Here is a 19,095-nt window from a genome sequence, read left to right as displayed (position 1 = left end):
AGGCAGCCTGCGCTGCTCCCCTCTTCCAAAAGTTCGTGCAAATGTACTTGCATCTGCAAGCGACAAAGACATAGAATCCTCGAAATCAAGCAGGTACGCGGCGATTTCACGCCAACGCACCAGCACATGAGCATCTCCGTCGCACGCTAGACGCAAGGGCAGTCGAATGATCCAGCCATTCCGAACTCCCAGCCGGGTTACCGTCAGAGACAATGCCGATGCCACACCCTGGCATCAGCATCCGGCTCCCGGCTTCTGCCTGTCCGATTGCGCGGTGGAACCACACGGACTCACCTACCGCCAAGCCCGCGACATCCTCTACACCCACGAAGTACACGGCCCGCAATGCAGGCAGTGGCTGGCGGCCGCCGCGTACCTCTCGGCAGGACTCGACGACGAGTGATCCGAAGCATCCTGTGCCATGGCTATGACGAAATTCCCTTAATTCATAAGAAATCTCGCTGATCGCTCGCCACGCTATGCACCCTTTCGTATAGTGAGCCGATCAACTCGGGCGGCATTACTCGCGCCTGATGTGGCATTGGAGCGAACTCGTCATGACCTACTCCGCCGTGGATCTTTCTACCGGCTCGTCGGACTCGGTACTGGAAATCGGCGGACAGCCTGTGTCGATGTCACCGCAAGATACCGAGTATGTGGCCGCCCGGATAACCGGGTACTTCGAGCATTGCGCATCCCCCTCCCCTGCTGTGCCCGGTAAGCGATTACGCCGGGATACCACCGACCTCGCTCATGCCTTCCTCGAGCTCATGGCCGGGGTATTGGACCAGCGCACTGTGCCGGATAGCGAAAAGTTCGACCTGGTACGCACCATCGCGAGCCGGTGGGCACGCGATGGTGTTGCGCTGAGTGCCATCCTGCGTACCTGCCATAAAGGGTTGCGCATCGTCTTCGGCCTGATCATCGAGCCCGCTACAGCCGAAGATGTCGATGCGATCCTGATCACCGCCGATCTCGTCCACGAGCTGCTGGAGATGATCACCGCGGTGGTGACGGATGCTTACCTCGAGCAGCGGCGACTGGTCGTCACAGAGCAACAGACCGCAGCACAGACGCTCGCCTCGGCGCTGCTGAGCGGTCACGGCAGCTCGGCGCTGGCCCGGCAGACAGGCATTCCGATCGCGGAGTCCTATCAGGTGGTCGCACTGGCTATTCCAGCGCACCCGGAAGAAAAAGACCCACAGATCGACAGCGATATCGTCGCCCGCCGTACACTACATAAGCTGCAATCCGAGCTGACCACCGTGTTCACCGCACAGGCGCTGGCTCTGCTCAGCACCAAAGGCGGCACCGTGCTCATCCCGCTGGATGAGCACGGTGGAACCGATTTCGGCACAGCGGCGCTGGAGCTGCTGGCCGACGCGGCAGAGGTACCGCTCACCGCGACGGTGGTCCCCAGCGGCACCGACCGGATACCAGAAGCGGCCGATCAGGCCCATGAACTGCTCAACCTGGCCAGGGCCTGTGCCCGGCCACCCGGCCTCTACCGGATGTCGGACCTGGCCATCGAATATCAGCTCACGCACAGTGGCACCGCGACCCAGCGGATAGCCACCATTCTCGATCCGCTGGATTCCCATCCCGAACTGTTCGACACGGTGCGCGTCTACCTCCGCAACGATATGAACCGGCAGCTCACCGCACGCCAGCTCTATGTACACCCGAACACCGTGGATTACCGGCTCCGCCGCGTCGCCCAGCTGACTTCGATCGATCTGGCTACCTCGGCAGGCATCTCCTATGCCACGGTCGCGCTGCTCGCGCGCGACCTCGATGGCAACATCACCCGGCGTCCCTGAGATATCGTGACATCTCTGAAATATCGATGCCTCTGAAATATCGAGGCCTCCACGGTGCGGATACCGTGATCCACACGCCGCCCGTAACGGATTCGTGCTGGTCACCGAGTCGTGAACTTGAGATCCTGGTAATGCCGCGACGTCTGGATGGTGAAGTATGCAGATTTCCGAGATCCTGCGCAGAAAGGGCAACGCCGTAGTCACGGTCGCGCCGGACACAACAGTACATATGCTGATCGCCGCACTGATCGAGCGAAATATCGGCGCGGTGGTCGTCTCGCCGGACGGCGATACCATCGCGGGCATCGTCTCCGAACGCGACGTGGTGCGTTGCCTGCATACCCGTGGCGCCGGTCTGCTCGATATGCCGGTTTCGGCGATCATGACCTCCGATGTGCGCACCTGCGCCCTCGACGACCAGGTCGACAGCCTACGCCGCACCATGACCGAACACCGCGTCCGGCACCTGCCCGTGATGCACGAAGGCAGGCTGGTCGGCATCGTCAGCATCGGCGACGTGGTGAAGAGCGCGATCTCCGAACTGGCGACCGAACACGAGCACCTCGTCGAGTATCTGCAGGGTAAGTACTAGAACGCGCTGGGGTCACCCAGATCGGCCGAGAGCCAGTGCTCCGGTCGTAGGTAGACCGCGACCTGGTCACCGAAGGCCTCGGCCGTCCTCGAATAGCCGTCGACCGATCCGGCGGGCAGATACCGTGCGGCCATCTCTCGATGCATCTCGTCGGACGTCTGGGCGATCCGGGTAACCGGGCCCTCTACACTCACGTACCGAACAGTCGGTTCGAGCTGCTGCACCATCAGGGTCAACCGCCCGGCTTCCCGAATACGACGCATCTTCCGTGACTTCGGTCCGGTCGATATCCACACCTCCCCTCCTGGACGGTACCGATACCAGATCGGGACGGTCAGCGGACCACGACCAGCGCCCGCAGACACCGAGAGTGCCGCGATATGCGGCTGAGCGAGAAACTCTTGACGCTCTTGCGGGGACATCGGCATAGCTTCCACGCTGATCACGAAAGACGTTGTCCACAAATACATTGTGCGTGTCAAAGCTTCGAAGTTCATATCGAAAATGCGTATCGTGGATAACGTCCGAACAGCGGAGGAAGGGAGCGTCACGATGCGATCCCCTGCCTCGAGATCACCGGACACGCAGGCGGAGAAACTCTGGTCACCGGCACCACAGCACACCACGGCACGCGCACTGTTCCCGGCGCTCACCGATACTACCGAGGTCTACCTGGACAGCGCAGCGACCACGCAGAAACCGCTGCCGGTCATCGAGACGATCCACCGCTATCACAGTGCGGACACCGCCAATGTGGGCCGCGGTACCTATCCATGGGCCACCGGCCTCACCGCGCGCATCGCCCGGGTCCGGGAACAGTTCGCCGCCTTCATCGGGGCCGAACATCCAGACGAGGTGGTCTTCACCGGCGGCGCCACTGCCGCGGTGAACGCCGTCGCGCTGTCCTGGGGGCTGGCCACGCTCGCCGATGGCGAGGAAATCCTCTACAACGCCAGCGATCACGCCTCGAATGTGTATCCGTGGCTTCATCTGCGCGGGCTGCTCGCCGGTGCCGGTCGCCACATAGAGCTGATCCCCTATCGGGTAACCGACACAGGCGAGGCGGACACCGACGATATTCTGGCCAAGGTCACGCCACGAACCCGGCTGATCACCACCAGTCACCTGCACCATGTTTTCGGCGGGCTCAGCACCCTGGCTGGATTGCGCGGACGTATCGACCCAACCGTCCTGCTGTGCTTCGACTGCTCGCAGAGCGGCGGACACCTTCCGGTCGATATAGCCGCGCTCGCCGCGGATTTCGCGATCTTCGCCGCACACAAGATGTTCGGCGCTCCTGGCACCGGCATACTCTACTGCCACCGGCGAGTGCACGATCGGCTCATACCTTTCCTGCCCGGTGGCAACTCAGCGGTGCGGCCGGACGCGACCGGGCTGGCCGCGGGGAAGATGCCCGGCCTGCTGGAAGGTGGAACCCCCAATATCCCCGGCATTCTCGCGCTCGGCAGCGCACTGGAGGTATTGGAGTCTTTCGGCGTCGGTGCTATCGCAACGCACAATCGCGCCCTTACCGCGCGCCTGATCGAGGGTCTACGGCCCATTCCGGGTCTCACGTTCCTGCCAGGGCCCGCCTATGCGGCGGATGCGGCGGGGTACGGCATCGCCTCTTTCACCTTGGAAGGGATCTCGGCAACCGACTTGGGATTCGTGTTGAGCCGATCGGGCTTCCTGGTACGCACCGGTACACAGTGCCTTCCGGCCGGGGGTGACGATACGGGTTCGGTGCGGGTCAGCACGCACATCTACAACACACCCGACGAGATAGACGGCTTCGTCGCATGCGTGCGGTCTATCGCCGAGGAGATCACGTGAGTATCGACATACCGAGCTATGGACACACCTCGAGCTATGACCGCCGAACCGCCTCCATGGTGCTGGCCGAGCTGGCGTATCCCGAGCTGTTCACCGTACCGATATCGCCGCCGCCGCCACGTCGCTTCGAATTCGTGAGCACCGCGTTGCGTCACGAGCAGGGCAGCCATCTCACCTATTCGCAGCGACTGTATCTGGAGCGCTTCATGCGGCCGTGCCGCGCCGATGAGGTGACCAGTGCTACGCATCGGATCGTCTGGACCGACAGCGATGGCACTCCGAATACCGGGTACTTCCACACCGATGGTCTCGGTCCCCTTGTGCCGATCGCGATGCGGGAGACCGTCCTCGCGCTATGGCTGGCGCTGGATGCCGACCTCGGCTTCGCCGAGCGTGTCTCACGACTAGGACCATGGGAACGCACGGTGCTGGCCGGGACGACGACCGATCACGATCCGCGCGATATCTTCCGGGTCGGTATCGAAGCCACCGGACGTACGCTGGCCCAGCACGCACTGCTCGCCGGACAGACCCCCTATCGTGATGCCACCGAATTCGCCACGGGACTACAGGCTTCCGGCCTGTTCACCGCGGTGGCCACCCAGTGGTATTGGGAATTACAGGCGGCTACCTATCGACGTGGGATGATTCCGGTGACCCTCGTTCCACAGCCCGACGGTACGGTCCGCTACTCGGCGCACACCGTGCGGACACTGCGCGCGATGAAGGACGCGACCATCGCCGAAGCGCATACCGTAATGCACCGAGCCACCACTACCGAGGGCCGCACCGTGGCGGAGGCCATCGCCGAGTACCACGAGGAACTCGATCTGATCTCCCGGCAGTACGCGTTACTCCCCTCCGGTACCCGCCCTGCGTGCCTGGCCGCTATGCCGCATCGATTCGACAGCGGGTACTACAGCATTCTCCCGGTCGTAGTCGATCGGTTCGTCGCGACTTTCACCGAGATCGCCGACCGCTGTGTGCTCGCCGAAGTCGGCGTGGAACACAGCGAGACAGCCGTGGACCACGCCACTACCGACCAGGTGTTCTATATCCCGGATATGACCTGCAAACATTGTGTTCGCACAATCGGCGGGGTATTGGAATCGATGGGAGTCCACGTAGCCGATATCGATCTGGACAGCAAACGAGTGGTCGCCGAGTTCCGCAGTCCGCGCAACCGGGCCAGGGCATTCGAGGCGATCCGGGACGGTGGCTACAACCCGGTGGCACAGCAGCCGGACAACGCGACGCGGGCAACGTCGGCCTCGGCACCGGAAACCGCGCTGTGACAGGGATGCCGCCGACACTGCCCGCGAAGTTGCCTCCGTTGGTGGCGGACTTCCTCGATACCCCTGGCCTGGTCACGGGAACCCTGGCGGAGTTCGGCTCGCCGGCACATCTGATATTCCCGAAGGTCTACACGGATAATCTCACCGAACTGCGGAAAGTACTGGATGGACGACTGTCGCGGCACCGGATCTGCTATGCGCACAAGGTGAACCAGTCCCACGCTTTGGTCCGCACTGCGGCGCACTCGGGCATCGCGATCGACGTCGCCTCACGGCAAGAACTGACCAGCGCTATCGACGCCGGTTTCGATCCGGCCCATATCGAGGTGACCGGGCCGAAAGGGGAAGCGTTTCTGCGCGAGCTGATCGACCGCGAGGTGACCATCAATGTCGACAACCTCTGGGAACTGGGCCGAATCGCCGAACTCGCCGGGAAACGCACCCGGATTCCGGTACTGCTGCGGGTCGGTGGATTCGATATCGGGCAGGTGACCAGGTTCGGCATCCCGCCTGCGCAGCTGGAACAGGCATTCGACCTGCTGTCGACATATCGCGGACAACTGGCCTTCCTCGGTGTGGCCTTCCACCTCGACTCCGGTGACCTCGGCGAACGAGTCCGGGCCATCGATGTATGTCTCCGTGCGATCGAGCAGGCCCATCATCGCGGCCTGACACCGTGGGTACTGGATATCGGTGGCGGATTCCGGCAAGTGTTCACGGCCGACGCCGCGCAATTCGATGCCTATGTGCTCGCGCTGCGCGAGTCATTGCTCGGTCGTGGTGCACCGATGAGCTGGGGCAACAACACTTTCGGCTATTACGTCACCGACGGTGCGGTGCACGGCACACCGGTATTCCACAAATACGCCAACACCATCCCCGCGGCAGACATGCTCGACGATCTGCTGACCGCACCGCTGGAACACCAAGGTGGGCGCACCGTGGCGCAGGTGGCACGGGACAACGTACTCGAGGTGTGGTTGGAACCGGGCAAGGCGCTGGTCGACCACGCGGGCATTACTGTGGCCACTGTCGAGTTCGTCAAGGAGGCCGCCGACGGCAGTGTGCTGGTGCACGTCGATCTCAGTCGTGACACGGTGACACCAGCCGACCAGGAAGTCATGGTCGATCCGATCCTGCTCCCCCGCAGGCCCGCTACGAGAGCCGAGCTCGATCCGGTCGGGGTATATCTCGCAGGTCGGTTGTGCCTGGAACGAGATCTGATCACCAATCACAAGGTGTGGTTGCCTTCCCGCCCCCGGCCAGGCGATCCGATCGTATTCCCGAATACCGCCGCCTACCACATGGACTTATCCGCGTCGACAGCCTCGATGCATCCACTGCCCGCGAAACTCGCCGTCACTCGTGACCCGGAAGGCTTCCGGATCGTCCGCGACGCGGACTACGAACCGGATGGCCACACCGAACCCGTGTCGCCGCACCGCGGTATGTCACATGCTGCCGACGGGGTCACCACGCCGAACCGTTCCGCCGGGGCCCGCTGATGCGCTACGACCACATCACCGAACTCATCGGAAACACCCCCTTGCTCCGGCTCGATCCCGCGGTACACGGGTTGAGGAACATCCAGCTCTACGCGAAATTGGAATCACACAACCCGTTCGGTTCGGTCAAGGACCGGGCGGCCTGGGGCATGATCCGCGATGATGTGGGCGCGATCCGCGCCGACGGGCGGACTCTTATCGAGGCGTCCAGCGGGAATACGGCCAAGGCGTTGCGCTGTCTCGGCGCGGTATACGGCATAGGCCTGCGAGCGGTGACCAATCGGATCAAAGTGACCGAGGTCCGCGAACTCCTCCAGCTGCTGGAGGCCGAGATCGTGGAACTTCCCGGACTGTCCGAATGCCCGGATCCGACCACACCGAACGATGTCTACTCGGTGATCGAGTCGACCATGGCCAAGCACCCCGGTGCCTATCACCATCTATCCCAATACACCAATGACAAGAACGTCGAGACCCACTATCACGGCACCGGTCGGGAGATCCACGAGGACCTCGCGGCCGATGGCATCGCCAGAATCGACTATATGATCGGTGGACTCGGTACCACAGGGTCCACCCGTGGCGCCGCCACCTACCTGCGTAGGTACAACCCCGCATTACAGACCATCGCAGTGGTATCCGAACGATCGGACTTCATTCCCGGTATCCGATCGGAAAACGAAATGTGGGATGTCGGACTGTTCCAGCCCGATTTCTACGACCGCATCGTGACCATGGCTGCGAGTGATGCCGTGGCCGCGACTGTACGCCTGGCCACTGGCTATGGCATCCTCGCCGGCCCCACGAGCGGCGCGAGTTATGCCGCCGCACTGCGAGTACTCGGTGCACTCGACCCAGCGACAACAGATCCGGAAGATCCCGTTGTCGCGGTGATCATCGTCTGTGATCGCCTCGAGCCATATCTGTCATATATCAAAAAGCGCCGACCGGACCTGTTCGGCCGCGCTGGACGGGGCACCGAGCCGAGCACGGCCGAATTAGCCGCGACACCATCCCTCTCCCCGGAGCAGCTCGCCGAACTGGACCGGACCGACCGGCCGACCATCGTAGACACCAGAGGCGCGATGGCATACCGCATCGGCCATGTGCCCGGCGCGCTGAATATTCGAGACGACCAGCTCGAGGATATGTTCGACCACGGCATCCCCTTTCCGCGATCACGACCGGTGGTCTTCGTCTGCCCTGTCGGTGAGCTGGCGCTACGATTCGCCGCGCGCGCCAGGCAAGCAGGATACGATGCCACCGGCCTCGCCGGCGGCATCGTCGCCTGGCGCGACGCGGGATTTCCCCTGGAAAGCGGCTGACCTCTGGCAGGCATTCCGGCCACCGCATTCTGCCACCGTGGCTCGGCAAGTGGCTATAACCGAAGACCTGTGAGCGGCCCGTGATATCCGCCGGCGAACAACTGCACAATGGAGGTGAACAGTTCGACGAAGGCCACTGCCGTGTGGCGTTCGAACCGGTCGGTCGGATAGATGAGCGCCCCATCGATGCCCACGGGCGCGCCTGCCTCGTCGTAGTGCTCCAGTAAACCGAATTCGAGATCGTGCTTGGCGCGGATCACACCGGTGTCGATCTCGGTGATGGTCAGTCCGGCCTCAGGGTCGGCCTCGGCAGGCCTGCCCGTCGCACCGCGCTGGAGGATGAGCGTCGCCTGGAACAACGGACCGGCCGTATCTTCCGGCAAGCATCGTTTCAGCCGCTGGTCCGGCGTGTCCGGATGAGCGAACGCGGCCAACGCCACTCGGCGTACCTGCTCGAGCAACTCATCCACATCGCCTGCCCGGTCGAGCCGCACGCGCATCAGTACATCATTGGCGAAGTTACCGACCAGGTCGTCCAGCAAGTGATGGTCCCGGCCCGCCACCGTGGTGGCCACGGTGACATCGGCGCTGCCGGAGAATGCCCCCACCGCCACCGCGAACGCAGCCTGCAACACCATGAACAGGCTGGCCTGCGCCGCATCCGCCCGGTCGAGCAACGCACGGTGTACACCGGGATCGAATGCGACCGGAGCCATCTCCCCCGCCGCGCTGCGCGCACCAGCCGGACGCGCACGCGTATAAGGGAATTCGAGCACTGCGGTCCGGCCTGCCAAGGTATTGGCCCAGTAGCACAGCTGTTGCGTGGCGCGGCTCCACTCATCCGAATAGTCACCGAGCTGAGCGTGTTTCCACAGGGTGTAGTCGACATAGTCGACCGGCAGCGGTGTCCAGGTCGGCTCGGCCCCTGCCTGCCTGGCGGAATACGCCATGACGAGATCGCGCAGCAGCGGTGCGATAGAACGACCGTCGAGCGAGATATGGTGCACCACGAGCACCAGCACGATGTCCTGCGGACCGAGTACGAACAGACCGGCTCGCAGCGGAAGGTCGACGGCCAAATCGAATTCACTCGCCGCGAGTTCCGCGATGCGGTGCGGCAATTCGGCTTCGTCGACGGTGACGAGCGCGGGCCGTACCCTGGCCTCGCTCGCCGGTAGGACTACTTGGGCCGGTCCGAGCGCGGTCGCCGGATAGCGAGTGCGCAACGGCTCATGCCTGGCGACTACATCATCGATCGCCGCGGCGAGCGCCTCCGGTCGTAGCTCGGGCCCGGACAACCGCACCGCTTTGGCAACATTCCAATCACTCGATTTCCCGGATCGCGCGGCATGCCACATCCGCTCCTGCGCAGGTGCGAGCGGTATGTACGCAGGACGTCGCCTACGAGCCAGCGGCAAAGTTCGACGCGGCGGCGGTGTTGGGATATACTGACCTGTTCGACGCACACCAGGAATTGCTTTGCGCCCAGGTCCGGGTCCGTCGGCCACCGCTTTCACCGAGGGCACCGTATTCGCTGCGAGCACAGTATTCGCCGAGAGCGCTACAGCGGAGTCGTTCATGCGTGTCTGCCTCCACTTGAAGTCATCGACGGATCCGGGGAGGGTAACAGGTACAGGTAAATCAGTAGTTACGAGCCTACAACCGTGCAAGACTCATTTCACAAGACTCGAGGTACGGTACCGAGGACCGGGCGAGGCCATCGCCAGGCACTATCGTTGGGCCGTGCGCACAGATCGAGAATCAGCCGACGGGAGCCCGCGAATCTGGGGCGGAACAACGCTCACCGAACGCAGAGAAACGCGCCGGGCAGCACTACTGGAAGCTGCCCTCGATCTGATCGGTGAAGCAGGCGCGAGCGGGGTCACCATGCGCGCGGTGTGTCGCCATGCCAACCTCACCGACCGCTATTTCTACGAGAGCTTCGCCAGCCGCGACGAGCTGCTCGACGTACTCTACCGCCAGGTCGCCGACGAATTCCTGGCGCCGATGACGGCTTTCACCGCCGCGGACGACCCATCGAGGGACCGTGCGCTATCGGAAATCCTGGTGGACAAAGTTCTCGCCGACCCACGCAAATCACGGCTGTTTCTGGTCGAACCGTATTCCAGCACCGGCCTCGGCCAGACCACCTTCGCGGTGATGCCGGTGTTCACCCGGATCATGCAGGACCATTTGTTCGGTCATATCGACGATCCGGTCCGGCGCAGGCTTGCCGCGGTGACCATGGCCAGTGGTAACGCGGGCATGTTCTCGGCATGGTTGAACGGATCACTGCGCGCGACCAGGGAACAGATCATCGAGCACTGCGTCGCGACGCTCACCGCGTACCGCGCCATGTACCGCTCCTGAACGCACACCCGCCGCTCACGGACCCGGCCCTGCCGAAGAAGAGCGAATCATTTCCGGAGGAGCGATCAGGAGGTGTCCGGCTAGTCCCCGGTCCGGCCGCGCCAATAGGCCAAGGTTTCCTTGGTTCGGACAGTGGCGGTGTGTCGGGGACCAAGGGCCCGCAATTCCGCGGCGAGCAACACCTCGAGATCGATGACCGCGCGACGCAGGTCACCATTGCGGGCGCGACAGGTGGCGAGATCGTTGCGGGTGCCCAGAGTATCCGGGTGATCGGGACCGAGCACCCGCAGCCGGTCGGCGAGGAGTTCTTCCAGATCATCGATCGCACCGGGGAGGTCGCCGCTTTCCGCGCGGTAGGTAGCCAACTGTCCGCGAGTCAGCAGAGTATCGAGGTGGTCGGGGCCGAGGACACGTAAGCGATCACCGAGCAGCCGGGTGAATTCCTCCCGCGCCCCCGCCAGATCACCGCTGCGGGCGCGAAATGCCGCGAGGTTGTTACGCGCACCGAGCGTCTCGGGGTGGTCGGCCCCGAAAACCCGCAACGAGTCGGCCACCAGTTGTTCGAATTCGGTACGCGCGCCGATGAGATCACCACTGTCGGCACGCCAGTACGCCAAGCTGTTGCGAGCGCTCAAGGTATCCGGATGATCCGGCCCCTGCACCTGGGCACGGTCATCACGCAGGCGCTCGAATTGAGCGATGGCACCGGCGAAATTGCCGAGATCACCATGATTGGAGGCCAGATTGTTCCTGGTACGCAGGGTTTCGAGGGCGCAGGGACCGAGTAGGCGTACTTGGTCGGCGAGTAACTGCTCCAGTTCCTCGCCCGCGCCCGTGTAGTCACCACAACGGGCACGGTAACTGGCCAGCCGGTGCCGGGTGCGCAACGTATTCGAGTCATCGGAGCCGAAGATCCGCAGTCGATCGGCGAGTAATCGTTCGACATCGGCGATGGCACCGAGCAGATCGCCGCTTTCGGCACGGTGGTGGGCATATCGGTCCCGCGTGATGAAAGTGTCGGGATGTTCAGGTCCCATGGTCTCGAGGAAGTCGGGTAGCCATGCGGCCCACAAGTCACGATCATCGGCCGATCTCCCGGTTTCCAGCTTCGACAGGAAGTCGATCGCCAGGGCCGAATCGCCGTAGGCCAGACAGTGGCGCACAGCCGCACCGCGCGCGTAGTCGGCGACGCGGGCACCGGAACTGGACTGGATCGCCGCGATGAGGGCACGGTGGGCATCCACCAGCGGCATGGCGAGCCGGTCACCTTCGGCATGCAGCGCGGACAACAGCGCACTGTGGGTCACACCGATCGACTCGTGCACGGTACCGGGGTGACTACGCGTGATCAGCGCCCCGAAGTTCACCGCGATATCACGGATCCGGGCAGTGCTGAGATCCACCCCCAGAGACAGCAGTGCCGCTTCCAGCAGCTCGAGCGGCAGGACCGGGCCGACACCTGCCGCCAGCAAGACCACGAGCAAAACACCGGTCGCCGCGGCGGTTTCGGGATCGACCGCACGCAACGCCGTCTGCACCCGCAGCGCGACAACCCGATCGAGTCCGATTCCCTCTGCGACGGCTCTGTCGGTCAGCCCTGCGGCGATCTCCAGCAGAATGCGTGCCAGCAACCAACCGCCCGACACCACCCTGGAGCCGCTCTTGTCTGTCGGGGTCTCGGCGAGTAACTGCTGGATCCAGCCGGTCCAGTCGACCGGACCGGACGACACCGTTTCCCGCGCCGACCGCACCACCATGGCGATATCATCGGCGGCGGGCTCGGTGACCGCGATCCGATGCATATGCACCAACGCCGGGTCGGCATCGACACCGTAGCCGGGCCGGAAACCGACGATCACCCGCACATGCTGCAGATCCTCGCACCGGGTCAGGTCGGCGATCGCGGATACCAGCAGACGCCGCGCTCCCTCCGGAGGCTGGTTGAGCCCGTCGAATACCAGGGTGACCCGACGACCCGCGGCGGACATACATGCCAGAGGATTCCGGACCAAGGTGTCGAAGATGTCGACTTCGTCTCTGATCCGATGCGCGCGGGCAGCACGCGCCGCCTCGGTGAAACCGGGCAGCCGGGCGTCGAGCTGCGCGGACAACTCCTCGGCGACCGACTCCACCGAGCTGTTCACCGTCAGAAACACCGCGGCGGTGATGTATTCGGGGGTGAGCGCGAGCCCATCGACCAGGCTGGGACGGATCAACATGGCCAACAACGTCGACTTGCCCGCACCCGCCGGACCCACCAAGGCGCGAAGCCGATAATTACCCGCGTCGACGATCGTGTCGAGCCGCATACGCACCGTAGGGGTTACCAGCAAGCTCCGGGTCAGCTGATCGAGGAGCCCGGCGGCCGAACGCCCACTCACCGCATCTCGGTGCCGCGCGATATTCGGCACCAACCACAGCCCCGGATCGGCGCCCTGCACCGTCGATACCGCACCGGAATTGAAGGAAAGGTGCTGCGGCTGCTGATATACGCAGTGTGTCGCGACCGGGTCGACCAGATCCGAAGGCAGCAGATTCTCCCCACGCATCGGCAAGCCGATATCGAAGGTGGTGAGCATGGTCTTGGTGAAACACCCCGAGTACGCGGGTCCGTCACCGGAAGCGACCAATAACTCCATCCGCCCGCCTGATCGGGCCAATAGATCGGTCCACCGCCGCGCGGCACCGCGGACTCCCTGTCCTGCTTCGCAGGCGTCGACGAGCACCACGAGCCCGTCCAGCGCGGTACGGCCGAGCCGCTCCCTGATCTCCTGGGTCAGATGAAACGCGGTATGCGAGTTCGGCACTTCCGGTGAATCGTAGCCGAGCAGGAAGAAATCCTCCGCACTGGTCGCCACACCGTGCCCGATGAAACCGAGCAGCAGGGTGGCCTGTTGTTCCGAGGCCGCCGCGAACGCCGCATCGACAGCGGTGAACAGTTGCGCGATAGTAGGATTCAGCACCGGACCGTCGGTACCTGGCACCGGCCGCCAACCGCCCCGCCCGGTCAGACTCGTATACAACTCACCCGCGAGTTCTTCGATGAACCCCAATCTCCCCAGTGCCGTGCACTCCGAACCCACTACCAGGGCGAGCCGTCCTCCCATGCAAGAAACATACCCGCGCGGCCGAATCCGGCTCACCCGGGCAGTGGACTCGTCCCGGACCCCGGGATATCGAAAGGCGCTCCAGACAGCGACTGGCTGTTTTCAACTCGTTACAAAAGGCGCTTTCCTCCGATAGCGGCCGGAGCGAGGACTAGAGTGGCTACGTAGCCACGGCAATGAGGAGCGGGTGTTGGTGTCCATCGGGAAATTGGTGTCGTTCGACGGCTCTCGGGGGTTCGGATTCATTCGACCGGAGGATGGTGGACCGGACGTATTCGTCCATGTCAACGACATCGGTCTGGACGAGGACGAGTTGCGCCAGGGTCGAGTGTTCGAATTCGAAGTCACCGAAGGTGATCGCGGACCCAAGGCGGTCAATCTCACTGTGGTCGGTGGACAGCCCGCACCACTTCCCCGGCACAAAGGTAAGGACAAGCCGGTGGCGGGACAACTCACTGTCTCCGAGCACAAACGGCTGATCACCGAGTTGCTCCTGGACGCGAGCCCCGCTCTCACCGCTGGCGAGATCCTCACCATCCGCGACCGGCTCACCACATTCGCCGATCAGCAGGGTTGGCTGGAGAACTGAGCGACGAAGTCAGTGCAGGCGGCCGCGCGGGTTCACCGGCTGCGGTCCACTTTCGGCAACGATTCGGTGACCAGGGTCAGCAGTATGTCGCATAGCAGTTCGTGGACCTGCGCGCGAGTGAGGGTACCCCGGGTGATCCATTCCCGGCCCGCGACCTTGACCAGTCCACCATAAGCACGGATCATCGCGCACAGTTCGGTACTGTGCGCCGAATCGGCGAGCCCCATCATCAGCAACAAACGTTCGGCGGCTGCGTCGTCGGCGGCGTCGAGGATCTGCTGCACCTCGGGGTCGTCACCGACACCCTCGTGGCTGGTCACCTTGACCCAGGTACTGCCGTGCTCGGCGATGGTGTCGAGCAACCAGCGCACACTGGCCTCGACACGTTCCCGCTCGGTGCCCGTCGGCACGATCATGTCGTCGAGTCTCGGTAGCGTCACCATCCGCCGCACCACTGCGAGATAGAGATCGCGCTTATTGCCGAAATAGTGGTTGATCAGCCCACGAGCCACACCGGCCCGCTGCGCCAGCTCAGCGGTGGACACAGCCGCGTAGGGCCGCTCACCGAACATATCGATCGCGCAATCGAGGATCTGCGCCCGCCGCTCGTCGGGTTCGAGCCGCCGGCGGCGCGGTAGCACCGGGTCGACGCTACCGTCCGCGATCACGCTCTTGGTATCAGAGAGACCGGGCAATGAGATCCTTCATCACCTCGTTGGTGCCCGCGAGGATACGCAGGATGCGGGCGCCGGTGTAGAGCTGGGAAATCGGATACTCCGTCATATAGCCGTAGCCGCCGAACAGTTGCAGGCAGCGGTCAACCACAATACCCAGCTGATCGGTCAGCCAATACTTCGACATGGCCGCAGTGGCGATATCGAGTTCGCCGCGCAAGTGCTTGCTGATGCAATCGTCGAGAAAAACGCGGGAGACCTTGGCGATGGTCGCGCACTCGGCGAGCTCGAATTTGGTGTTCTGCATGGCGAACAGTGGCTTGCCGAACGCCTCACGGCCCTTGGTGTAATCGACGGTGAGCTGTACCGCGTTCTCCATCATTACGACCGCGAGGATCGCGGTGACCAGGCGCTCCTGCGCGAGCATCTGCATCATCTGGTAGAAGCCCTGCCCCTCTACTCCGCCGAGTAAATTGGTCGCGGGCACGCGCAGACCGTCGAAGAACAGCTCGGCAGTGTCCTGGGCCTTGCCGCCGATCTTGTTCAGAATGCGCCCACGGGTGAAACCCGGTACGTCGTCGCCGACTTCGGCGAACAACAGGGATACCCCCGACGCTCCCTTGGAGGAATCGGTTTTGGCGGCGATGAGGATGCCATCACAGAGCCAGCCGTTGGTGATGAAGATCTTCGACCCGGTGATCACATACTCGTCCCCCTCCCGCACCGCGCGCGTCTTGAGAGCCTGCAGATCCGATCCGGTACCCGGTTCGGTCATGCCGATCGCCAACAACAGCTCACCGCTGGCGGCCCTGGGCAGCACCCGCTGTTTGAGCTCTTCGGAACCGAAATGGGCGAGATAGGGTGCGATGACCGCGTTGTGCACCGGAATACCCATCGCACCGTCGCCTGCGCGCGCCTGCTCCTCGAGAATCACGGCCTCATGTGCGAAGGTGCCGCCTCCGCCGCCGTACTCGACCGGAACCGCAGGGCACAGCAATCCGAGTTCGCCTGCGCGGTTGTAGAGCGCGCGGTCGGGATGCCCCTGTGCAACAAATTTCTCCTCGTTCGGGACAACCTCCTTCTCGAAGAAGGTCTTCGCCAGGTCGCGTAATGCCTCGGCCTCGTCGTCACTCCACGCCGCACGTGCCATCGCTCGATCCTTTGCTCGTCGCACGCCGACTTTGTCGGCATTCCACTCCCAGATTCCCGAACTATTGGCAAGATGTCAACAACTCTGTGTCGACAAAACCGCAGGGTGAGCCGTTATCGCCGAGACACGTCGAGACGCGCCGACTCCCGGGACACCGATCCCGGTACCGCACCGCGTGAGATACGACATACTCCGCGTTATGCGTTCCGTGTTTTGCCGCTGCTCTTCCCGGTCAATTCTTCGTACTGTCCGGATCGGAATCACCGATATCGCCCACGACAGCGACGCGCCAGCGGATCGGTAGCAGGAGCGAATGAGGCAGGCCATGACCGAACTGCTCGACACCACCGAAGCACCCCGCCCGGACCGCGTCTGGACGGTCGACCGAGCAGACGCCGAGCTCGCCGTCTTCGAATGGGGCGAACCGACCGCCGAACCCCTGGTGCTGGTACACGGCCTCACCGATACCCACCACGTATGGGCCACAGTGGCGGCACTGCTGACCGACGGCTTCCGAGTGATCACCTACGACGTTCGCGGGCACGGTCGTTCGAGCGCCCCTGAGGATTCGTCCGAGTACCGTCTCGACCGGCTGGCCGAGGATTTCTTCGCGGTGATCGCGGCCGCCGGCCCGCGCGAACCGGTGCACACCTGCGGGCACGGCTGGGGCGCGGTACAGCTGTGGGAGGCCGTATGCGACGAACGCGCCAACACCCGCATCGCCTCGTTCACCGCCATCTCCGGACCCAACCTGGACCATCTGGGAATGTGGTTGCGCATGCTCATGCCGCGCTCCCCCCACGAGCTGACCACCCTCGACTGGTGGTGGCGCGGAGCACGCTTGGTACTCACACCGGGCCCGGTCGCCCACCGGCTCTACCCGCCGCGGGTACGCGGCCTCGTGGCACGACAGCTCGGTGGTATCGCGCCGGTGCCCGCCCGTATCGCGCGTACCTGGCGTACCGACCTGCTCGCCGGCGGACGCATCGCCCGGGCGAACCTATTACCTCACCTCGGCAGACCGCGGGTGCGTCGCACTGCCGTACCGGTGCAGTTGCTCGTCGACACCACCGATCCTTTCATTCCCGCCGCGGTCTACGACGCCTCCACCCGCTGGGTCGACCGGCTGTGGCGCCGGGCCGTGCCAGCCGATCACTGGCTGCCGATCACCGAACCATTGCTGGTCGCCGAGGCGATCGCCAACTTCGTCGACGATCTACGCGCCGACCGGGCGGCGATCACCCGACGCAGCAGCTGATCCGGACAGCCGAGCCGGGAGCACCGGCAACCGGACAGGCACCCGGCAAGCGGGTTTGCGACAATGGGCCGGTCGATTGCCCAGCTCACTGAAGGATGTCCGTAGCCGCGATGGCCGAAAGCATGATCGATCCCGAGGACCTCGCGACCTGTCTACGGGTCCTGGCACAAGCCGGAACGCTGGACAAAGACCACCCCGACTCGGTGACGGTACAGCGAGCTGTCGGGTCCATGTTCAAACAACTCAAGCAACGGCGCAGGTCCGCGGCGCGCGAAGCAGTGGCGGCCGCCGACAGGGCGGTGGTCTCGGCCACCGCCACCGGTTCACCGAACCGGATCGACGACGAGACCGCGGGTATCCCGATCAGCTCGGCCTCGACCGGCGCCAGCGCGGGCACGTTGCTTCGGCCTCGTCCCTGCTACATCTGTAAACAGCGCTACACCCGGGTCGACGCCTTCTACCACCAACTGTGCCCGGACTGCGCGGCGAGCAGCCATGCCAAAAGGGATGCCAGTACCGATCTGACCGGACGCCGAGCACTGCTCACCGGCGGCCGCGCCAAGATCGGGATGTACATTGCGCTGCGGCTGTTACGCGATGGCGCGCACACCACCATCACCACCCGCTTCCCCAATGACGCGGTCCGGCGTTTCGCCGCCATGGAAGACAGCGCACAGTGGTTGCACCGGCTGCGTATCGTCGGCATCGACTTGCGTGACCCGGCCCAAGTGGTCGCCTTGGCCGACGATGTCGCTGCGCAGGGCCCGCTGGACATCCTGATCAACAACGCCGCGCAGACGGTGCGCCGCTCCGCGGGTGCCTACAGCGCGCTGGTCGAAGCCGAGGCAGGGCCCCTGCCCGCGGGCACGCTGCCGGATGTGGTGAGCTTCGGCAAAACCATGCAGGCACACCCCACCGCGCTGACCGCCTCGCTCACTCCCGCACTGTCCGCCACCGATGTCGCCGAACTGGCACTGCTCGCGGGATCGGCGACTCCGGAGCGCATCTCCCGCGGAATAGCCATCGACGCGGGTGGCTTGGTGCCCGACCTCACCCATACCAACAGCTGGGTGCAGACCGTGGCCGAAGTCGATCCCACCGAACTGCTCGAGGTGCAACTGTGCAACTCGGTCGCGCCGTTCATTCTGGTATCCCGCCTGCGCCCGGCCATGGCCGCCGCCGCGGCGCGCCGTAAGTACGTGGTGAACGTCTCCGCCATGGAGGGGCAGTTCTCCCGCGCCTACAAAGGGCCTGGACATCCGCACACCAATATGGCCAAGGCCGCGCTGAACATGCTGACCCGCACCAGCGCCCGCGAGCTGTTCGAACAGGACGGCATCCTGATGACCGCCGTCGACACCGGGTGGATCACCGACGAACGTCCGCACTACACCAAGCTCCGCCTCGCCGAAGAGGGATTCCACGCACCGTTGGACCTGGTCGACGGGGCGGCACGGGTCTACGACCCGATTGTGCAGGGCGAGAACGGTACCGATCTGTTCGGGTGTTTCCTCAAGGATTACCAGCCCTCCCCCTGGTAGAGCAGGTGACGCCCGGTTAACGCACCCGGATCAGCT

General features: G+C 64.0%; 16 protein-coding genes. 11 read left to right on the top strand and 5 right to left on the bottom strand.

Going from position 1 to position 19,095, the window contains the following annotated elements:
- The first annotated feature begins 166 nt into the window (after positions 1–166).
- The 3 genes from ACL02S_RS00345 (at position 167) to ACL02S_RS00335 (ending at position 2,412) form a co-directional block, all read left to right on the top strand.
- Positions 167–403, top strand: a complete 237-nt coding sequence (locus tag ACL02S_RS00345) for a hypothetical protein (RefSeq protein ID WP_412800192.1) — start codon at positions 167–169, stop codon at positions 401–403.
- A gap of 229 nt (positions 404–632) precedes the next feature.
- Positions 633–1,820, top strand: a complete 1,188-nt coding sequence (locus ACL02S_RS00340; protein WP_412800191.1) for a PucR family transcriptional regulator — start codon at positions 633–635, stop codon at positions 1,818–1,820.
- Positions 1,821–1,977: 157 nt separating this feature from the next.
- A complete protein-coding gene (locus ACL02S_RS00335; protein ID WP_412800190.1) occupies positions 1,978–2,412 on the top strand; it encodes a CBS domain-containing protein in 435 nt (144 codons plus the stop codon).
- On the opposite strand, the gene ACL02S_RS00330 is transcribed toward ACL02S_RS00335, so the two are convergent.
- Positions 2,409–2,840 (bottom strand): pyridoxamine 5'-phosphate oxidase family protein, encoded by a 432-nt coding sequence (locus ACL02S_RS00330; protein WP_412800189.1) that lies wholly within the window; start codon positions 2,838–2,840, stop codon positions 2,409–2,411. The two genes, ACL02S_RS00335 and ACL02S_RS00330, sit on opposite strands and share 4 nt — an antisense overlap.
- A gap of 124 nt (positions 2,841–2,964) precedes the next feature.
- Between ACL02S_RS00330 and ACL02S_RS00325 the strand changes: the two genes are divergently transcribed.
- Genes ACL02S_RS00325 through ACL02S_RS00310 form a run of 4 tightly spaced genes read left to right on the top strand, consistent with a single transcriptional unit; the run spans position 2,965 to position 8,370 of the window.
- The gene (locus ACL02S_RS00325; protein WP_412800188.1) at positions 2,965–4,245 is read left to right on the top strand and encodes an aminotransferase class V-fold PLP-dependent enzyme; all 1,281 of its coding nucleotides are present in this window, start codon (positions 2,965–2,967) and stop codon (positions 4,243–4,245) included.
- Positions 4,242–5,540, top strand: a complete 1,299-nt coding sequence (locus ACL02S_RS00320; RefSeq protein WP_412800187.1) for a heavy-metal-associated domain-containing protein — start codon at positions 4,242–4,244, stop codon at positions 5,538–5,540. Before ACL02S_RS00325 ends, ACL02S_RS00320 begins: the two co-directional genes overlap by 4 nt.
- A 5-nt stretch (positions 5,541–5,545) precedes the next feature.
- Complete coding sequence (locus tag ACL02S_RS00315; protein WP_412801063.1) at positions 5,546–7,045, top strand: alanine racemase; 1,500 nt, start codon at positions 5,546–5,548, stop codon at positions 7,043–7,045.
- Positions 7,045–8,370 (top strand): pyridoxal-phosphate dependent enzyme, encoded by a 1,326-nt coding sequence (locus ACL02S_RS00310; RefSeq protein ID WP_412800186.1) that lies wholly within the window; start codon positions 7,045–7,047, stop codon positions 8,368–8,370. Before ACL02S_RS00315 ends, ACL02S_RS00310 begins: the two co-directional genes overlap by 1 nt.
- 53 nt (positions 8,371–8,423) lie before the next feature.
- On the opposite strand, the gene ACL02S_RS00305 is transcribed toward ACL02S_RS00310, so the two are convergent.
- A complete protein-coding gene (locus ACL02S_RS00305) occupies positions 8,424–9,950 on the bottom strand; it encodes a condensation domain-containing protein (protein WP_412800185.1) in 1,527 nt (508 codons plus the stop codon).
- Positions 9,951–10,113: 163 nt separating this feature from the next.
- Between ACL02S_RS00305 and ACL02S_RS00300 the strand changes: the two genes are divergently transcribed.
- Positions 10,114–10,740: a TetR/AcrR family transcriptional regulator gene (locus ACL02S_RS00300; protein WP_412800184.1), complete on the top strand. Its 627-nt coding sequence runs from the start codon at positions 10,114–10,116 to the stop codon at positions 10,738–10,740.
- A gap of 80 nt (positions 10,741–10,820) precedes the next feature.
- On the opposite strand, the gene ACL02S_RS00295 is transcribed toward ACL02S_RS00300, so the two are convergent.
- A complete protein-coding gene (locus tag ACL02S_RS00295; protein ID WP_412800183.1) occupies positions 10,821–13,847 on the bottom strand; it encodes a tetratricopeptide repeat protein in 3,027 nt (1,008 codons plus the stop codon).
- A 187-nt stretch (positions 13,848–14,034) separates the two neighbouring features.
- Here ACL02S_RS00295 and ACL02S_RS00290 point away from each other — a divergent pair, with 187 nt between their 5' ends.
- On the top strand, positions 14,035–14,436 hold the full coding sequence (locus tag ACL02S_RS00290; RefSeq protein WP_412800182.1) for a cold shock domain-containing protein: 402 nt from the start codon (positions 14,035–14,037) through the stop codon (positions 14,434–14,436).
- A gap of 32 nt (positions 14,437–14,468) precedes the next feature.
- Here ACL02S_RS00290 and ACL02S_RS00285 read toward each other — a convergent pair whose 3' ends face one another.
- Both ACL02S_RS00285 and ACL02S_RS00280 read right to left on the bottom strand, forming a co-directional pair.
- Positions 14,469–15,131: a TetR/AcrR family transcriptional regulator gene (locus tag ACL02S_RS00285; RefSeq protein WP_412800181.1), complete on the bottom strand. Its 663-nt coding sequence runs from the start codon at positions 15,129–15,131 to the stop codon at positions 14,469–14,471.
- Positions 15,115–16,260, bottom strand: coding sequence for an acyl-CoA dehydrogenase family protein (locus ACL02S_RS00280; protein ID WP_412800180.1), 1,146 nt, complete (start codon positions 16,258–16,260; stop codon positions 15,115–15,117). The genes ACL02S_RS00285 and ACL02S_RS00280 overlap by 17 nt, the downstream gene beginning before the upstream one ends.
- A gap of 325 nt (positions 16,261–16,585) precedes the next feature.
- Here ACL02S_RS00280 and ACL02S_RS00275 point away from each other — a divergent pair, with 325 nt between their 5' ends.
- Both ACL02S_RS00275 and ACL02S_RS00270 read left to right on the top strand, forming a co-directional pair.
- Positions 16,586–17,518: an alpha/beta fold hydrolase gene (locus ACL02S_RS00275; protein WP_412800179.1), complete on the top strand. Its 933-nt coding sequence runs from the start codon at positions 16,586–16,588 to the stop codon at positions 17,516–17,518.
- Between the two features lie 110 nt (positions 17,519–17,628).
- On the top strand, positions 17,629–19,059 hold the full coding sequence (locus ACL02S_RS00270) for an SDR family NAD(P)-dependent oxidoreductase (protein ID WP_412800178.1): 1,431 nt from the start codon (positions 17,629–17,631) through the stop codon (positions 19,057–19,059).
- The last annotated feature ends 36 nt before the right edge of the window (positions 19,060–19,095 follow it).

It is taken from the genome of Nocardia spongicola, from assembly GCF_047200775.1.
In the GTDB taxonomy this organism is placed as follows: domain Bacteria; phylum Actinomycetota; class Actinomycetes; order Mycobacteriales; family Mycobacteriaceae; genus Nocardia.
This window is presented reverse-complemented; position numbering and strand designations above follow the sequence as displayed.